Annotated in this window: 22 protein-coding genes; 15 read left to right on the top strand and 7 right to left on the bottom strand. The window is 34.8% G+C overall.

Features of this window, described 5'->3' with window-relative positions:
• The first annotated feature begins 1 nt into the window (after window position 1).
• On the top strand, window positions 2-229 hold the full coding sequence (locus tag BWGOE10_RS19890; RefSeq protein ID WP_070144671.1) for a hypothetical protein: 228 nt from the start codon (window positions 2-4) through the stop codon (window positions 227-229).
• Between the two features lies 1 nt (window position 230).
• Here BWGOE10_RS19890 and BWGOE10_RS19885 read toward each other — a convergent pair whose 3' ends face one another.
• Entirely contained in the window at window positions 231-623 is a 393-nt protein-coding gene (locus tag BWGOE10_RS19885; protein ID WP_070144670.1) for a DUF1885 family protein, read from the bottom strand.
• A 133-nt stretch (window positions 624-756) separates the two neighbouring features.
• Between BWGOE10_RS19885 and BWGOE10_RS19880 the strand changes: the two genes are divergently transcribed.
• The 4 genes from BWGOE10_RS19880 (at window position 757) to BWGOE10_RS19865 (ending at window position 1,738) form a co-directional block, all read left to right on the top strand.
• Entirely contained in the window at window positions 757-1,053 is a 297-nt protein-coding gene (locus BWGOE10_RS19880) for a DUF3055 domain-containing protein (RefSeq protein ID WP_000462037.1), read from the top strand.
• A 195-nt stretch (window positions 1,054-1,248) separates the two neighbouring features.
• Window positions 1,249-1,377: a GapA-binding peptide SR1P gene (locus BWGOE10_RS19875; protein ID WP_002111499.1), complete on the top strand. Its 129-nt coding sequence runs from the start codon at window positions 1,249-1,251 to the stop codon at window positions 1,375-1,377.
• Between the two features lie 59 nt (window positions 1,378-1,436).
• Window positions 1,437-1,565, top strand: coding sequence for a GapA-binding peptide SR1P (locus BWGOE10_RS19870; RefSeq protein WP_002033839.1), 129 nt, complete (start codon window positions 1,437-1,439; stop codon window positions 1,563-1,565).
• A 44-nt stretch (window positions 1,566-1,609) separates the two neighbouring features.
• Window positions 1,610-1,738 (top strand): GapA-binding peptide SR1P, encoded by a 129-nt coding sequence (locus BWGOE10_RS19865; protein WP_070144669.1) that lies wholly within the window; start codon window positions 1,610-1,612, stop codon window positions 1,736-1,738.
• A gap of 37 nt (window positions 1,739-1,775) precedes the next feature.
• Here BWGOE10_RS19865 and BWGOE10_RS19860 read toward each other — a convergent pair whose 3' ends face one another.
• Together BWGOE10_RS19860 and speA are read right to left on the bottom strand one after the other, a co-directional pair.
• Complete coding sequence (locus tag BWGOE10_RS19860; protein ID WP_070144668.1) at window positions 1,776-2,606, bottom strand: protein-glutamine gamma-glutamyltransferase; 831 nt, start codon at window positions 2,604-2,606, stop codon at window positions 1,776-1,778.
• Between the two features lie 75 nt (window positions 2,607-2,681).
• Window positions 2,682-4,154 (bottom strand): arginine decarboxylase, encoded by a 1,473-nt coding sequence (gene speA, locus BWGOE10_RS19855; protein ID WP_070144667.1) that lies wholly within the window; start codon window positions 4,152-4,154, stop codon window positions 2,682-2,684.
• Window positions 4,155-4,537: 383 nt separating this feature from the next.
• Here speA and BWGOE10_RS19850 point away from each other — a divergent pair, with 383 nt between their 5' ends.
• Entirely contained in the window at window positions 4,538-4,807 is a 270-nt protein-coding gene (locus tag BWGOE10_RS19850) for a UPF0223 family protein (protein WP_002111491.1), read from the top strand.
• 80 nt (window positions 4,808-4,887) lie between these two features.
• Here BWGOE10_RS19850 and BWGOE10_RS19845 read toward each other — a convergent pair whose 3' ends face one another.
• Window positions 4,888-5,514 carry a YktB family protein gene (locus BWGOE10_RS19845; protein ID WP_070144666.1) on the bottom strand — a complete coding sequence of 209 codons (627 nt, stop codon included), beginning with the start codon at window positions 5,512-5,514 and terminating at the stop codon, window positions 4,888-4,890.
• Between the two features lie 205 nt (window positions 5,515-5,719).
• On the opposite strand from BWGOE10_RS19845, the gene BWGOE10_RS19840 reads away from it, so the two are divergent.
• Complete coding sequence (locus tag BWGOE10_RS19840) at window positions 5,720-5,908, top strand: hypothetical protein (protein ID WP_002121995.1); 189 nt, start codon at window positions 5,720-5,722, stop codon at window positions 5,906-5,908.
• Between the two features lie 88 nt (window positions 5,909-5,996).
• Window positions 5,997-6,788 carry an inositol monophosphatase family protein gene (locus BWGOE10_RS19835; RefSeq protein ID WP_002199494.1) on the top strand — a complete coding sequence of 264 codons (792 nt, stop codon included), beginning with the start codon at window positions 5,997-5,999 and terminating at the stop codon, window positions 6,786-6,788.
• Window positions 6,789-6,833: 45 nt separating this feature from the next.
• On the opposite strand, the gene BWGOE10_RS19830 is transcribed toward BWGOE10_RS19835, so the two are convergent.
• Entirely contained in the window at window positions 6,834-7,013 is a 180-nt protein-coding gene (locus BWGOE10_RS19830; protein ID WP_000400127.1) for a DUF5325 family protein, read from the bottom strand.
• Window positions 7,014-7,153: 140 nt separating this feature from the next.
• Between BWGOE10_RS19830 and typA the strand changes: the two genes are divergently transcribed.
• The 3 genes from typA (at window position 7,154) to BWGOE10_RS19815 (ending at window position 9,755) form a co-directional block, all read left to right on the top strand.
• Window positions 7,154-8,998 carry a translational GTPase TypA gene (typA, locus tag BWGOE10_RS19825; protein ID WP_002111487.1) on the top strand — a complete coding sequence of 615 codons (1,845 nt, stop codon included), beginning with the start codon at window positions 7,154-7,156 and terminating at the stop codon, window positions 8,996-8,998.
• A 161-nt stretch (window positions 8,999-9,159) separates the two neighbouring features.
• The gene (locus BWGOE10_RS19820; protein WP_002066917.1) at window positions 9,160-9,462 is read left to right on the top strand and encodes a YlaH-like family protein; all 303 of its coding nucleotides are present in this window, start codon (window positions 9,160-9,162) and stop codon (window positions 9,460-9,462) included.
• A gap of 17 nt (window positions 9,463-9,479) precedes the next feature.
• Window positions 9,480-9,755 (top strand): hypothetical protein, encoded by a 276-nt coding sequence (locus BWGOE10_RS19815; protein WP_002146008.1) that lies wholly within the window; start codon window positions 9,480-9,482, stop codon window positions 9,753-9,755.
• 35 nt (window positions 9,756-9,790) lie between these two features.
• On the opposite strand, the gene BWGOE10_RS19810 is transcribed toward BWGOE10_RS19815, so the two are convergent.
• Window positions 9,791-9,991: a YlaI family protein gene (locus BWGOE10_RS19810; protein ID WP_002111485.1), complete on the bottom strand. Its 201-nt coding sequence runs from the start codon at window positions 9,989-9,991 to the stop codon at window positions 9,791-9,793.
• A 145-nt stretch (window positions 9,992-10,136) separates the two neighbouring features.
• Here BWGOE10_RS19810 and BWGOE10_RS19805 point away from each other — a divergent pair, with 145 nt between their 5' ends.
• Window positions 10,137-10,592, top strand: a complete 456-nt coding sequence (locus BWGOE10_RS19805) for a pyridoxamine 5'-phosphate oxidase family protein (protein ID WP_070144665.1) — start codon at window positions 10,137-10,139, stop codon at window positions 10,590-10,592.
• Between the two features lie 246 nt (window positions 10,593-10,838).
• A complete protein-coding gene (locus BWGOE10_RS19800; protein ID WP_070144664.1) occupies window positions 10,839-12,167 on the top strand; it encodes a PhoH family protein in 1,329 nt (442 codons plus the stop codon).
• 49 nt (window positions 12,168-12,216) lie between these two features.
• Here BWGOE10_RS19800 and BWGOE10_RS19795 read toward each other — a convergent pair whose 3' ends face one another.
• Window positions 12,217-12,714, bottom strand: coding sequence for a hypothetical protein (locus BWGOE10_RS19795; protein ID WP_070144663.1), 498 nt, complete (start codon window positions 12,712-12,714; stop codon window positions 12,217-12,219).
• Between the two features lie 150 nt (window positions 12,715-12,864).
• Between BWGOE10_RS19795 and BWGOE10_RS19790 the strand changes: the two genes are divergently transcribed.
• Both BWGOE10_RS19790 and ftsW read left to right on the top strand, forming a co-directional pair.
• On the top strand, window positions 12,865-13,152 hold the full coding sequence (locus BWGOE10_RS19790; RefSeq protein ID WP_000135698.1) for a YlaN family protein: 288 nt from the start codon (window positions 12,865-12,867) through the stop codon (window positions 13,150-13,152).
• A gap of 125 nt (window positions 13,153-13,277) precedes the next feature.
• Window positions 13,278-14,456 carry a putative lipid II flippase FtsW gene (gene ftsW / locus BWGOE10_RS19785; protein WP_070144662.1) on the top strand — a complete coding sequence of 393 codons (1,179 nt, stop codon included), beginning with the start codon at window positions 13,278-13,280 and terminating at the stop codon, window positions 14,454-14,456.
• Window positions 14,457-14,572 lie beyond the last annotated feature (116 nt).

Here is a 14,572-nt window from a genome sequence, read left to right as displayed (position 1 = left end):
CATGAAAATATTACATGTTATATTTTATCATTTTTTATTATGGAGTGGTTTTTCCGTTGTATTAACATTATCGAATGGTGATAAGTTTCATTATAAAGTAATTCTCTTTTTCGTATTTCTTTATTTAGCATATGTAATTGCATGTTTTCTATTACACGTAAGGAAGCAGGCTTTATTACTTACATGTTCGAATTGTATACTCTTTTTAATTCTATTCTCTATTTTTTAAATTAACGTTTATAGAAATACATTGTTCTTCCATTAAATAGTTGTAACTCTCCTTCTAATTTCTTCGCTAGAAAACGGCTAAATTCATTTGCTTTTCCCTTATCACCAAATGTTGCTGTAGTAGGTAAAGAAACTTGAATGAAAGATTGTTCCTTTTCTATTCCAATCCCTACATAAATAGAATCATATCGATCGTGACTTGATTGGAGCTTTAATGTTGTTGCTGATGTATCTAATATTTCATAAGGAAAAGCTGTATTTGTATAAGAATAATTAATTTGATCACCAGTCTTGGAAGTAACGGTTTTATAATTATGAAAAAGGTGTTTTACATCCTCTATTGAAACAGATTGTTGATTGGATTTAGGTACAAGTGTGATAAAGGCGTGTTGCATACAAATTCCCCCTAGCTTAGTAGAATAATATCATTCTACATCCTACTGAATTTTTTGACAATTAAAAGGAGTATTACTTTTTTTGTTTAATATATTATTGAGTAGGAAGTGTTGTTTAGAAAGGTGGAAACTGATGTTTGAAAAATTGTATGATGAGCATGAAAGTGTGAAGGTACGATTTTTAGGATTTATGACGCATGATACACGTTATGATTTTGGAGTTATTTATACAAATATGTTTTTTGGAAAGCCGCTTATTGTTTGTATGCAAACAGGGAGATCTACTTTGCTTGGGCGAGATGATGTAGAAAATGTTCCATATATACAAGAAACTTTTAAGTTAGGATCGGAAGAGGAAGCGGAGGAGTTAGCTCAGTTTTTTAAATTTCTTGTTCCATCTACTTCTTTGCATGCGGAGTATGAAGAATAATTAACAAGAAACAGTCGTACGTATGAGATATGGCTGTTTTTTTGTGTTAATATCTCATACTAATTTAATTTTAAAATATTCAATGTGTTATACTAAAAACCTATTGACGTAAAAAGTATAACATATTACAATAAAGACAGAAAGTTAAGCGGTTACAAAAGTTTTTGGGATTATAAACTTAGGGGGAAATGAAAAATGGGAACAATCGTATGTCAAGATTGTGAAGGTACAATTGCACACTTCGAAGATGAGAAAGTAACGGTACTTTACGGGAAATGTGGATCTTGCGGATGTGAGCACACAGAACATACAAAAGCCCAATAATTGATAGGAAATGGACAGCTAAAAGTTTTTAGGACCATAAACTTAGGGGGAAATGAAAAATGGGAACAATCGTATGCCAAGTATGTGAAGGAACAATCGGACATTTTGAAGATGAGAAAACGACAGTACTTTACGGAAAATGTGGTTCAAATTGTGACTGTGCTAGTAGAGACAATGCGAAAGCTTAATCATATATAAGTAGATTATTCTTAAAACTCAGGGGGAAATGAAAATGGGAACAATCGTATGCCAAGTATGTGAAGGAACAATCGGACATTTTGAAGATGAGAAAACGACAGTACTTTACGGGAAATGTGGATCTCATTGCGAATGTGACCATAAAGAACATACAAAAGCTTAATAATTAAGAAAAAACGCCTACACATGTAGGCGTTTTTTTAATAGATTGTAGTTGTATGTCCGACTGTTGCAACGATTGCATCATCTCTAATAGGAATAAAGCCTATTGATGTTTGTGGTGTGTTAGGCGAACTGTAGTGGCTCATCATACGACTATCGATACGGGTAATAGTATCAGTCAAGAAAGCCGAAATAAATGCATAAGGGACTCGTCGTTCATTTAATGAGTAGATAATTTCTTCTTTTGTTTTTACACCTACGCCATGTCCGTAAAAAAAGAAATTTCCTAAATAGATTGTGTTTTCTCCTTGCCACTCGATCGTAGCTGGATTCACTTGTGGATTTTTAAAGTAAACAAGATCGCCTGGAACAAGATCGCCACCCGTTTTTGTTATGAGCTTTAAATCATGATCGTAGTCCCAGGTATAAAGTAAAAGGTTTGCAAATAGACGGTTGAAAGTTTTTTCCTCATACAATGATAGTAATGCTTTGTAAAAAATAATTATCATAGCGGTTGCGCATTCAGTTCCATATAGTTTTCCGTTTTTGAAAATATCTTGGATGGCAATGGAAGGGGGTATGTTTGGAAGTAGTTGAAATCCGCCAAGGGATGTTCTTTCCCAAAACTGAGGGTTGCAAAAAGATTGTTGAAATGTACGAAACTGAAATCCACTTTGAAAAAGTTCTAGCGCGGAAGTAATAATATTAACTCGTAAATTAAGATCAAAGCTGAGTTCATCAGCTGTTCGGAAGGAATAAACTTCTTGATTTCCTGCCATTATGGATAAAATTTGTTGTTTCTCAGCTGCAAATGGCTCATATTCATTTGTGATATAAGGATGTACAATAGAACGGCCTATTACAATCATAATAGTATCCCCACCTATACGTTACATTCTTAAATATCGTATGAGAAAAGGAAAAAAAGGTGAAAGAAAAGCCTATCAACTGATAGGCTTGTACTCTTTAATAACACGTAATGTTTGTAATGTCATATCTTCGGGACCTTGTACAGGTAACCCAGCTTCTAAATTTTTAAGAATATACTCTAAGTTATCTTGTGTAATAATTTCCCCCGGAGTAAAGATTGGAATCCCTGGTGGATAAACCATAACAAAATCAGCTATAATACGACCTGCTGCGTTTTCAAATGGAATGACTTCTGTTTCTGAATAAAAAGCATCTCTAGGAGAAAGTGCTAGCACAGGTATTTCAGGTATTTCTACTTGTACTTGAACACCTTTATCTGCTCTATTTCTGTATGTTGCTGCTAAATCTTGTAATGCTGTAATAAGTGTATCTGTTTCACTTTCTGTATCTCCAAATGTGATAAGACAAAGTATGTTATATAAATCAGAGAGTTCTACTTCAATGTTGTAATGTTCTCTAAGCCATACTTCAGCCTGATGGCCTGTAATACCTAAATCTTTTACAGATACAATTATCTTTGTAGGATCATAGTTAAAAGTAGCATCTGTTCCTAGCATTTCTTTTCCAGGACAATAAAGATGCTCAATAGCATTAATAGCATCACGAACATGTTCAGCTAATTGTATTGTTTGTCCTATGAGAGCTTTTCCTTCTGTGGCAAGACGTTTTCTAGCAACATCAAGGGATGCTAACAAAATGTAAGAAGTTGATGTAGTCGTAAGCATGCTAATAATGGATTGAACATGTTTTACGTTCACAAGACCCTCTTTTACATTAAGAATAGAGCTTTGGGTTAAAGACCCTCCTAATTTGTGAACACTTGTTGCTGCCATATCTGCACCCGCTTGCATGGCTGATATCGGCAGTTCATCATGAAAATGGATATGAACACCGTGAGCTTCATCAACAAGTACAGGAATATCGTAAGAATGAGCTAATTCTACAATCTTCTCTAAATCTGCAGCAAACCCAAAATATGTTGGATTTATAACAAGTAAGCCTTTCGCATCTGAGTGCTCTTCAAGAGCCTTTTTGACAGATTGAATCGTGATCCCATGTGAAATACCGAGCTTCGGATCAATCTCAGGATGCATGAAAATTGGTTTTGCACCTGAGAAAATAATAGCTGACATTACTGATTTATGCACATTCCGTGGCACGAGGATTTTATCCCCAGGACCGCACACGCTCATCACCATTGTCATAATTGCACCACTTGTACCTTGAATAGAAAAGAAAGTATGATCTGCACCGAAAGCAGCGGCTGCTAAATCCTGTGCTTCTTTAATCATACCTTTTGGATGATGTAAATCATCGAGCGGCGCAATATTAATTAAATCAATTGCTAATGCATTATGCCCAATAAATTCGCGAAATGTAGGATCCATGCCCTGTCCTTTTTTATGACCAGGAATATGGAATTGAACTGGATTTCGCTTACTGTGCTCAACTAAAGCGGTAAACAATGGTGTTTCGTATTGGGACAATCTATACACCCCTTCTTCTTCGTAATATTTATTAGAGTTTGTTTTATATGATTTCATCTCATTCTAAAAGGAAATTAAGATGACAAACTTTTAGAACTTGACTTGTTTTTCTGCCATTCGCAAAAGCCTTTTTGGGGATGGTAGTCTCACTTTATTCTCTATAAAACAAAAGCATTATATCACCAATAATTATAGATGTATAGAAAAATCTCATTTTCAAGGTGAGTATGTTTAATAGTTATATTTTAAATACCACGAAGAGGAAGACAATTCCATTGAAATGGATAAATGGTGTATAATGCAGAGTGGCTATAGTGAAGAATAAAAGGTTCTTTTAAAGGTAGCATAATGGAAAAAGAAAGAATACTGAATGAGGTGCAAAAATGGAATATCAATATCCACTTGATTACGATTGGTCAAATGAAGAAATGGTAGCAGTTGTAAAGTTTTATGAAGCGATTGAAAAGGTATACGAAAAAGGAGTTTTGAGAGAAGATTTGATGGAATTATATCGTCGTTTTAAAGAGATTGTGCCATCGAAGGCAGCGGAGAAAAAAATTGATAAAGAATTTCAAGAAGTAAGTGGATATTCTATATATCGTACGATTCAAAAAGCAAAGGAAGTAGCAGAAAAAAAGATTGTAAAAATGTAAAAATATTTTGAAAAATAAAATACGAAGTGCTATAATGTGATAACAACTAAAAACGGACAATATAAATTGTCCGTTTTCTACTATCGATTACAAAGTGCATATAAAGGAAGGAGTGGTTGCATCGTAGATTCAATCTTAGCAAGGAATTGTTCGTTGGTCATTGCTGAAAACTCCTCTGGTGATATATGAATACCGACTAATAACTCTGCTTTTTTCACAGTAGCTAAACGTTCAATCATCTTTTGTAAGTCTTCCGTTTCAAGCGTCTCATGTAATTTTACACCTGGTTTAGTATGGTCAATGGACCAAACGAAGTTATTTGGAATATTTGTTTTTAAATCATTTAAATGTTCTAAGAAGGCGTGAGCCGTCTCCACTTTTTGTGGACACTCATAGATTAAACCAAAGTATATGAAGGCATGAGTACCCCATAAACCAATTTGGAAGTGTGGTAACATTTTATATCCACGTTTATTTGTTGAAAAAGCAACCCAAGTATCGTTTGGTGGATTGACTTTGCGGCGTGCATGTTTTGCTACATGGTAGAAAAAGTTTTCATCAGTTTGTTGTGATAAATATGCTGCAAACTGTTCCCCTAAAGCGTCTAGCTTAGGATGAATATTCGTTTTAATTGCGCTCATTCGTTCTTCAAGACCATCAACAGTAAAGACTTCAAAATCAGTTGATGTGAATGTTTGTAGTGTCATGATTGTTCCTCCAACTCCTATTTTGTTTTAATTTTAGCATAGCTTGTACTATTCATAAAAAAAACAGCACAAAAAAATTTAAATAAAAAAATATAATTTTGTTGCATAGATGATTTATCCAACATAGTATAGTATAAAACAAAAAATCAGAAAATTTAATTAATTCTAGTCCGAGGGCAGACGAATATTGGGAGGAGGCAAAAAAATGAGACAGGTGATTAATGCGTTAAAGAGAACAGATGCTGAAAAGAGAATTCCGGTGCTACGTTTGGAGCTAGATTATGAATTAGCAACTTTATATGATGCGATGATGGATAACGACAAACAGAAAAAAGAAGAGTGCGTACAAAAATTAGAAGTGTTAAGACTTGAAATGATCCGTTTAGAAGCGTAATAATAGTATATGTATAAATAATTAGTTGGTGCGAACCTTATAAAGGGTTCGTTTTTTCTGTGAACAGTATAGATCGGAGTGTTTAAACATGCAAGAAGTATGGAAAGACATCGATACACACGCGAAACAGTGGATTCGAGAAGCGGGAGAACATTTAATGGCGTCACTGAAAAAAACACTTATTATAGAAACAAAGTCAAATGCAGCTGATCTAGTAACAAACATGGACCGAGAAACGGAGCAGTTTTTAATTGGGAAAATTAAAGAAACATTCCCGGCTCATAATATTTTAGGAGAAGAAGGATACGGAGATGAGGTTACCTCTTCTAATGGGGTTGTTTGGTTAATTGATCCAATTGACGGCACGATGAACTTTGTTCACCAAAAAAGGAATTTCGCAATCTCAATCGGGATTTATGAGAACGGTATCGGAAAGATTGGTCTTATTTATGATCCAGTTCATGACGAACTATATCATGCGGTAAAGGGAGAAGGGGCTTTTTGCAATGATTTAGCCATTCCCATGTTGGAAAAAGGAACGGTAGAGCATGGAATTATAGCTTTGAATGCGATATGGCTTACTGATAATCCATTGCTTAATATGGAAAAAATGATGATGCTCGTTAAGAAGGCGAGAGGTACGAGGTCATATGGTTGTGCAGCGTTAGAAATGGTATATGTTGCAACGGGAAGGTTAGATGCATATGTAACACCGCGCTTATCGCCATGGGACTTTGGCGGGGGACAGATTATTGTAGAAGAAGTTGGCGGTAAAGTGACAACGTTCTTGGGAACGCCTCTTTCTATTGTAGAGAAAAGCAGTGTGTTAGTTGCAAAACCAGGAGTATACGAAGAATTATTACCATTTGTATCACAATAATGAAAAAAAAGTAAGAGGCATAAAGAAGCTTCTTACTTTTTAATGTTATTGCGATTTACGCATTTTTCTTTTTGTTACAAAACCGTATCCAACTGTAACAAATGTGCCGATAATGCAAATAATAATGCCAATGGGACTATTTTCAGCAATCATAATTCCGATACCAATTAAGAAGATAACACCGATAATTGCTGTTAATAAAAAGCGATATTGAATGTGTTCCATTTCTTCACCCTCCAATTTCATTTTACTTTCACAAAAGTAAGAATACAACTATATTTTCATTCTTGATTTTATTTTGATTGCCATTGTATCCCCTTCGCTCTTATAATAGAGAAGGATTAAAAAGACATTAGGAGTTGGACATGTTGAAAAAACGACAAGATTTACGAAATATAGCAATTATTGCCCACGTTGACCATGGTAAAACAACACTTGTTGACCAGTTATTACGTCAAGCGGGGACGTTCCGTGCGAATGAACATATTGAAGAACGCGCAATGGACTCAAATGATCTAGAAAGAGAACGTGGTATTACAATTTTAGCGAAGAATACTGCGATTCACTATGAAGATAAAAGAATTAACATTTTAGATACACCTGGTCACGCTGACTTCGGTGGAGAAGTAGAACGTATCATGAAAATGGTTGATGGTGTTCTACTTGTTGTTGATGCATATGAAGGTTGTATGCCACAAACACGATTTGTTTTAAAGAAAGCTCTTGAGCAAAACTTAACTCCAATCGTTGTTGTAAACAAAATTGACCGTGACTTCGCTCGCCCTGATGAAGTAGTTGATGAAGTAGTTGACTTATTCATCGAACTTGGTGCAAACGAAGATCAATTAGAGTTCCCAGTTGTATTTGCATCAGCAATGAACGGAACAGCAAGCTTAGATTCAAATCCAGCAAATCAAGAAGAGAATATGAAATCATTGTTTGACACAATTATTGAACATATTCCAGCACCAGTTGATAACAGCGAAGAGCCACTTCAATTCCAAGTAGCACTTCTTGATTACAATGACTATGTTGGTCGTATTGGGGTTGGACGCGTATTCCGCGGTACAATGAAAGTAGGACAACAAGTTGCATTAATGAAAGTTGACGGAAGTGTAAAACAATTCCGTGTAACTAAATTATTTGGTTACATTGGATTAAAACGTCAAGAAATTGAAGAAGCAAAAGCTGGAGATTTAGTAGCTGTTTCAGGTATGGAAGACATTAACGTAGGTGAAACGGTATGTCCGGTCGAGCATGAAGAGGCTTTACCATTATTACGTATTGATGAGCCAACACTACAAATGACATTCCTTGTAAATAACAGCCCATTTGCAGGTCGTGAAGGTAAATTCATTACATCTCGTAAAATTGAAGAGCGTCTTCGTTCACAATTAGAAACTGATGTAAGTTTACGTGTAGATAATACAGATTCTCCTGATGCATGGATCGTATCTGGACGCGGGGAATTACATTTATCTATCTTAATTGAAAACATGCGTCGTGAAGGTTATGAACTACAAGTATCTAAGCCTGAAGTAATTATTAAAGATGTTGATGGCGTAAGAAGTGAGCCTGTAGAGCGCGTACAAATCGATGTGCCTGAAGAATACACTGGTTCTATTATGGAATCAATGGGTGCACGTAAAGGTGAAATGTTAGATATGGTGAATAACGGAAACGGTCAAGTTCGCCTTACTTTCATGGTTCCGGCACGTGGTTTAATTGGTTACACAACAGAATTCCTAACATTAACTCGTGGTTACGGTATTTTAAACCACACATTTGATTGCTACCAACCAGTACATGCTGGACAAGTGGGTGGACGTCGTCAAGGTGTTCTAGTTTCACTTGAAGCAGGAAAAGCATCACAATACGGTATTATGCAAGTTGAAGATCGCGGTGTAATCTTCGTTGAACCAGGTACAGAAGTATATGCTGGTATGATCGTTGGAGAACATACACGTGAGAATGATTTAACAGTTAACGTTGTAAAAATGAAACAACAAACTAACATTCGTTCTGCGACGAAAGATCAAACTTCAACAATGAAAAAACCACGCTTAATGACTTTAGAAGAGTCATTAGAGTACTTAAACGATGACGAGTTCTGTGAAGTAACTCCAGAATCAATTCGTCTACGTAAAAAGATTCTTGATAAGAGTGAGCGCGAAAGAGCTGCTAAGAAAAAGAAATCTGTTGAAGCATAAAATAATAGAACAGCTACCTTTATAAAAGGTAGCTGTTTTTTTGTTTTATGTTTATTTTTTTAGAATATTTACTCTTTTTTTGTAGACAGTATTTTTTTTGCGAGTTACTCTTGTATTAAGTACATAAAGAGAATTTGTTTCATGAGAAGAGGTGAAAGATAGTGTTAGAAAGAATGTCATTTTTCGCGAAGCTTTGTAAAGTTGATGAAAATCCAGAGTTAGGGATGTGGTTGCTTTATGGAACGATAATTTTATTAAGTGCACTTGTATATAATTTAGGATTTGCAAGGAAGCTATCGGTACTAAAAAATATAGTGATATATACATCTTTAGCAATTGGATGCACGGTATTAACTTTTTTTGCAGTTTTTTTACCCGTTGGAGAGGGGCTCGTTGTAGCGGCAATTGTACTTGGAATTTATAGACTGCGTTTACGTCAAGCTAAACAACAAAAAACAGGGTGAAAAAAGGAGGATCTTTCATGCGCTCAGTACAAGATGCACTATATAATTGGTTAACAATTAAAACGGTTGCGGAAGCACGTCCAGATGATAGCGCTGCACAAGAAACGTATGTATTATTTCAAAATATGATATATGAAGAGCATAAATTACGAAATGTAGAAGTTGAAAAGAACGAAGAAATGTATTTGATTACATATGAAATTGATGGAGAAATAAGGTGTGCAAGATTTCCGGTAGAAGCCATTGATTGTTTTTTGGATCAGATGAATCGTGAACCAGAAAAATACAAATAAGTCCTTATCTATATGATTAAGGACTTATTTCCGGTTTACCAATCGTCTTCTACTTTTTTATCACGATATAATCGGAAATTACCACTCGCATGGCGTTCCATAGTACGCTCTGCAATTCGTTCCGTACATTCCATGCACATATATGTATGAATAGGGCGATTACGCAGTTTTTTTGCCATAGGATTTTCGTCATCTAACATATCTTTTTTATCACAAATCATACATTTGACTCTCATTTCGTCACCTCAATACGAATTCTATCAGTATAAGTATATCATGGAAGTATAATGTTTTTGAATAATAGCGGGAAAAAATAATATTTTCGCAATTCGAAAAATAGGTTATGATAAGGATATATAAAGAATATTTGGAGGTGGAAATATGGCGAATGTAGTTGAGCCTACATTGACAGATGATTTAGTACAATCTTTGCGTAAAGAGTGTATCGTTATGATAGCAACAACAGATTTCGAAAAACAAACCCCTAACGTAAGTGCTATTTCTTGGGTATATGCAGTGAGTGAAACTAGTATTCGATTTGCGGTAGATCAACGCTCACGTATTGTGGATAATATACGGCATAGTGCAGGGGTTGTATTGACTATAATGGCGAATGAATCCGTATTTTCCATAAGTGGTGAAAGTGAAATTTTAACAGATAGAATGGAAGGGATTCCTCTAAAATTAACGGTAGTAGAAGTGAATGTGCAAGAAGTTCGTGATGTTATGTTTTATGGTGCGAAACTTGCTACTGAACCAACATATGAAAAAACATATGATCTTCGAGCTGCTAAAAAGCTTGATAATCAAGTATTAGTAGGAATGAAAGAATTATAAAGAAGATGAATAGGAACGTCGTTCATAAACTTTTATAAGTGAGTATAGTGATTTAATGTGAAAAATTATAATAAAAAGTAATATATTGAATAGAAATGAATAAAAAATAAAGAAAAGGTTTAATTTCTATGAATTTCGATTCTACCTCGTTTTTACGGTACATATAATTATAACAATGGTTCGTCCATATTTTATGGATGAAACCCTTGTTCTACAAATTTAAAAGTGGAGTCAGGGGGTAACGGGTTGGATAAAATTTATGTGTTAGATACGAATGTACTTTTGCAGGATCCTTTATCTATTTTTTCATTTGGAACAAATGAAGTAGTGATTCCAGCAGTTGTATTAGAAGAGGTTGATTCGAAAAAACGTTATATGGATGAAGTAGGACGAAATGCTCGTTATGTATCTAAGTTAATAGATAAATTTCGCGAAATAGGAAAGCTGCATGAAAGTATTCCGTTAGAAAACGGCGGTACATTTCGTATTGAATTAAATCATCGCTCATTTGTTCAACTGCAAGATATTTTTGTAGAAAAAACAAATGATAATCGAATTTTAGCGGTAGCGAAAAACCTATCTTTAGAAGAACAAGAAAAAGAGGACGGGAAGTCTGTTATTTTAGTAAGTAAAGACGTGCTCGTAAGGGTAAAAGCTGATGCAATTGGTTTGAAGGCTGAAGATTATTTAAGTGACCGAGTAATCGAAGTGGAAAATATATATTCAGGATTTTTAGAAGGATATATATCAAAAGAACAATTAGATTATTTTTATGAAAAAGGTGAACTGCCTTTATCTGAAATCGCAAATCATCCTTTTTATCCAAATCAGTTTGTTGTAATGAAAGATGCACTAGGGGGCTCTAGTTCTGCACTTGGAATTGTGGATCACTTAGGTAAGAAGGTAAAGAAACTTATTTTTCACAATGAGCAAGTGTGGGGGATACGACCGCGAAACGTGCAACAAATTATGGGATTAGAATTGTTGCTTCGCGAAGATATTCCGCTTGTAACGTTAACAGGGAAAGCTGGTACAGGAAAAACGCTACTTGCGTTAGCTTCGGGACTTATGCAAACGGAAGATTTAGGGTTATATAAAAAACTACTTGTTGCAAGACCAATTGTTCCAGTCGGAAAAGATATCGGCTATTTACCAGGAGAAAAAGAAGAAAAGTTAAGACCGTGGATGCAACCGATTTTTGATAATCTAGAGTATTTATTTAATACGAAAAAGCCAGGGGAGTTAGATGCTATTTTAGCTGGAATGGGTTCGATTGAAGTAGAAGCGCTTACCTATATACGTGGGAGAAGTATTCCAGACCAGTTTATTATTATTGACGAAGCACAAAATTTAACAAAGCATGAAGTGAAAACGATACTAACTAGGGTAGGGGAAAAGAGTAAGATTGTATTAATGGGAGATCCTCAGCAAATTGATCACCCGTATTTAGATGAATATAATAATGGCTTAACATATGTTGTAGAGAAATTTAAAGAGCAACGTATTAGTGGTCATGTAAAGTTTGTTAAAGGAGAGCGTTCTAATTTAGCACAACTAGCAGCAGATTTATTATAAAAAGGAGTGAGCCTAAGCTCACTCCTTTTTTGCCTTTTAATTATACAATTTAAATGATTGTAAATTTACGGATGTTACGAATCGGATTTTGTCTATTAGATCCATCATGGAAATATAGATGAACAGGCCCGTCTTCTCGTAATGGTTTACCTTCTTTTGAAAAACCGAGAATTGCTTTGTGGGCTGTTTCTAACGGAAGTGTAATTGAATTGTCTGTGGTTTCAATTTCGACTTGAGTAGCATCTTCTAAAATTTCAGCATTTTTAAGAAATGGATGAAGTGGTATGCCAAATGTCCCGTTAATAAGCTGTTCTTTTTTATATTTCTTTACACTTTGTTGTATTGGCGGGAAGGCAGCACCATCACGGATTTCGCGATCCCAATGCTCTGAAGTATGTTTTAAGTATGTTTCTAATTCGGATAATTCTTCTCTAGTTTCATCAAAGTAAGTTGTCAAATCTACTTTTCGATCATCAAAAATCCAAACAGTTGGATCAATAGTGATTGGAAAACGTACTTTTCCATTAATAAATAAAATTTCGCTCATTGTTGTTCCCCCATTTGTGTTATACTCCCACTTTTCAGTATAATAGTATTAGACACTGTTGTCACAAAAAATGTTTCTATTGCAATTTATTAAAACTATCGCTAATATTAATAGATAGGTGAGAGTAGGACGGAAACGGAGGGAATCAATTTGGCGTCTGAGACAGTATCAAATCATCAGGAAAAGGCACTAGCCCTTCTACAAGCGGATGCGGAGAAAATCTTAAGACTTATTAAGGTGCAAATGGACAATCTTACAATGCCGCAATGTCCATTATATGAAGAAGTGTTAGACACACAAATGTTTGGACTATCCCGCGAGGTCGATTTTGCAGTTCGCCTTGGTCTTATTGCAGAAGAACAAGGGAAAGCAATGTTAGGAGAGCTTGAACGTGAGTTATCTGCACTTCATGAAGCATTTACAAACAAACAACAATAACGGGTTCAAATAGGGGGGCTCAAACTGAAATAGTTTGGGCTTTTTATTTGTATAATAAAGCAGGAAGAACCTATATACATATGGAATACAACAATAATTAAATTGAAACAGAAAGAGGAAATGAAATGAAAAAAGTATGGAAATCGATGGATTATTCATTATTACTTCCTCTTGTTATCTTATGTGTGTTGGGAGTTATAATGGTATATAGTTCTAGTTCCATTGTTGCGATTTCGAGGCATAACTGGCCAGCAAATTACTTTTTTAAAAAACAATTAATTGCTTTAGCTATTGGAACGATAATGTTAGCGATTATCGTTGCCATTCCTTATAAGTTGTGGAGAAAGAGAATAGTTTTAATCGCAATGGGAATAGGAAGTATTGGTCTACTATCAGCAGCCTTTCTTTTCGGTAAGGACGTAAATGGTGCAAAAGGATGGATATTAGGTATACAACCAGCTGAGTTTGTGAAAATAACGGTTATTATTACGTTAGCAAACTTTTTTGCTAAGAAACAAGAGATACAAACAGCTTTTGTACAAGGGATACTTCCACCTCTAGCCGTTGTCGGTGGAGCGATGGGATTAATTTTACTTCAAAATGACTTAGGGACCGATATACTAATAGGTGGAACTGTACTGATTATGTTCTTTTGTTCAGGAGTTAATGTTAATTTAAGTATAAAGCGATTCCTCTTAACGTCTATAATATGGATTCCAGCGTTATATTTTATTGGGAACTATAAGTTAAGTCAGTACCAAAAAGCTCGCTTTTCAGTTTTTCTTGATCCATTTAACGATCCTCAGAATGATGGGTTCCAATTAATAAATTCTTTTATTGGAATTGCTTCAGGAGGGCTAAATGGTCGAGGATTAGGAAACAGTGTACAAAAATATGGCTACTTACCAGAACCGCAAACAGATTTTATTATGGCAATTATATCTGAAGAGCTTGGTTTTATAGGTATAGCTGTCATTTTGATCTGTTTACTACTCATTATTATTCGTTCATTTAGAATTGCACAAAAGTGTAAAGATCCGTTTGGAAGTTTAATAGCAATTGGAATTGCAAGTTTGTTTGGAGTTCAAACTTTTATAAATGTCGGTGGTATGTCTGGGTTAATACCGCTTACAGGGGTACCATTACCGTTTGTAAGTTATGGTGGTAGTTCTTTATTGGCTAATTTACTTGCAATGGGTATACTGTTAAATATTGCTAGTTATGTAAAACGACAAGAGAAACAACAAAACGAAATGACTAACGAAATAAAACAAGGTGGACCGCATCTTGTTGTTGTAAAATAAAAAACACATTGAGCTCTAGAGTTCAATGTGTTTTTTATTTTGTTAGGTTTTAAATGTGATATAATATTGATTCTTTTAAAATAAAAAGTATATTACATTTAAATAAATGTGATATA

Source organism: Bacillus mycoides, from assembly GCF_001757995.1.
Taxonomy (GTDB): Bacteria; Bacillota; Bacilli; order Bacillales; family Bacillaceae_G; genus Bacillus_A; species Bacillus_A mycoides_B.
This window is presented reverse-complemented; position numbering and strand designations above follow the sequence as displayed.

Coding starts and splice junctions, on each gene's coding strand:
- BWGOE10_RS19795 (WP_070144663.1), bottom strand. CDS start 12,714: ATGAGCGAAATTTTATTTATTAATGGAAAAGTACGTTTTCCAATCACT.
- BWGOE10_RS19805 (WP_070144665.1), top strand. CDS start 10,137: ATGGCGAATGTAGTTGAGCCTACATTGACAGATGATTTAGTACAATCT.
- BWGOE10_RS19810 (WP_002111485.1), bottom strand. CDS start 9,991: ATGAGAGTCAAATGTATGATTTGTGATAAAAAAGATATGTTAGATGAC.
- BWGOE10_RS19890 (WP_070144671.1), top strand. CDS start 2: ATGAAAATATTACATGTTATATTTTATCATTTTTTATTATGGAGTGGT.
- typA (WP_002111487.1), top strand. CDS start 7,154: ATGTTGAAAAAACGACAAGATTTACGAAATATAGCAATTATTGCCCAC.
- BWGOE10_RS19880 (WP_000462037.1), top strand. CDS start 757: ATGTTTGAAAAATTGTATGATGAGCATGAAAGTGTGAAGGTACGATTT.
- ftsW (WP_070144662.1), top strand. CDS start 13,278: ATGAAAAAAGTATGGAAATCGATGGATTATTCATTATTACTTCCTCTT.
- BWGOE10_RS19860 (WP_070144668.1), bottom strand. CDS start 2,606: ATGATTGTAATAGGCCGTTCTATTGTACATCCTTATATCACAAATGAA.
- BWGOE10_RS19865 (WP_070144669.1), top strand. CDS start 1,610: ATGGGAACAATCGTATGCCAAGTATGTGAAGGAACAATCGGACATTTT.
- BWGOE10_RS19830 (WP_000400127.1), bottom strand. CDS start 7,013: ATGGAACACATTCAATATCGCTTTTTATTAACAGCAATTATCGGTGTT.
- BWGOE10_RS19885 (WP_070144670.1), bottom strand. CDS start 623: ATGCAACACGCCTTTATCACACTTGTACCTAAATCCAATCAACAATCT.
- BWGOE10_RS19850 (WP_002111491.1), top strand. CDS start 4,538: ATGGAATATCAATATCCACTTGATTACGATTGGTCAAATGAAGAAATG.
- BWGOE10_RS19870 (WP_002033839.1), top strand. CDS start 1,437: ATGGGAACAATCGTATGCCAAGTATGTGAAGGAACAATCGGACATTTT.
- BWGOE10_RS19840 (WP_002121995.1), top strand. CDS start 5,720: ATGAGACAGGTGATTAATGCGTTAAAGAGAACAGATGCTGAAAAGAGA.
- BWGOE10_RS19835 (WP_002199494.1), top strand. CDS start 5,997: ATGCAAGAAGTATGGAAAGACATCGATACACACGCGAAACAGTGGATT.
- BWGOE10_RS19815 (WP_002146008.1), top strand. CDS start 9,480: ATGCGCTCAGTACAAGATGCACTATATAATTGGTTAACAATTAAAACG.
- BWGOE10_RS19845 (WP_070144666.1), bottom strand. CDS start 5,514: ATGACACTACAAACATTCACATCAACTGATTTTGAAGTCTTTACTGTT.
- BWGOE10_RS19875 (WP_002111499.1), top strand. CDS start 1,249: ATGGGAACAATCGTATGTCAAGATTGTGAAGGTACAATTGCACACTTC.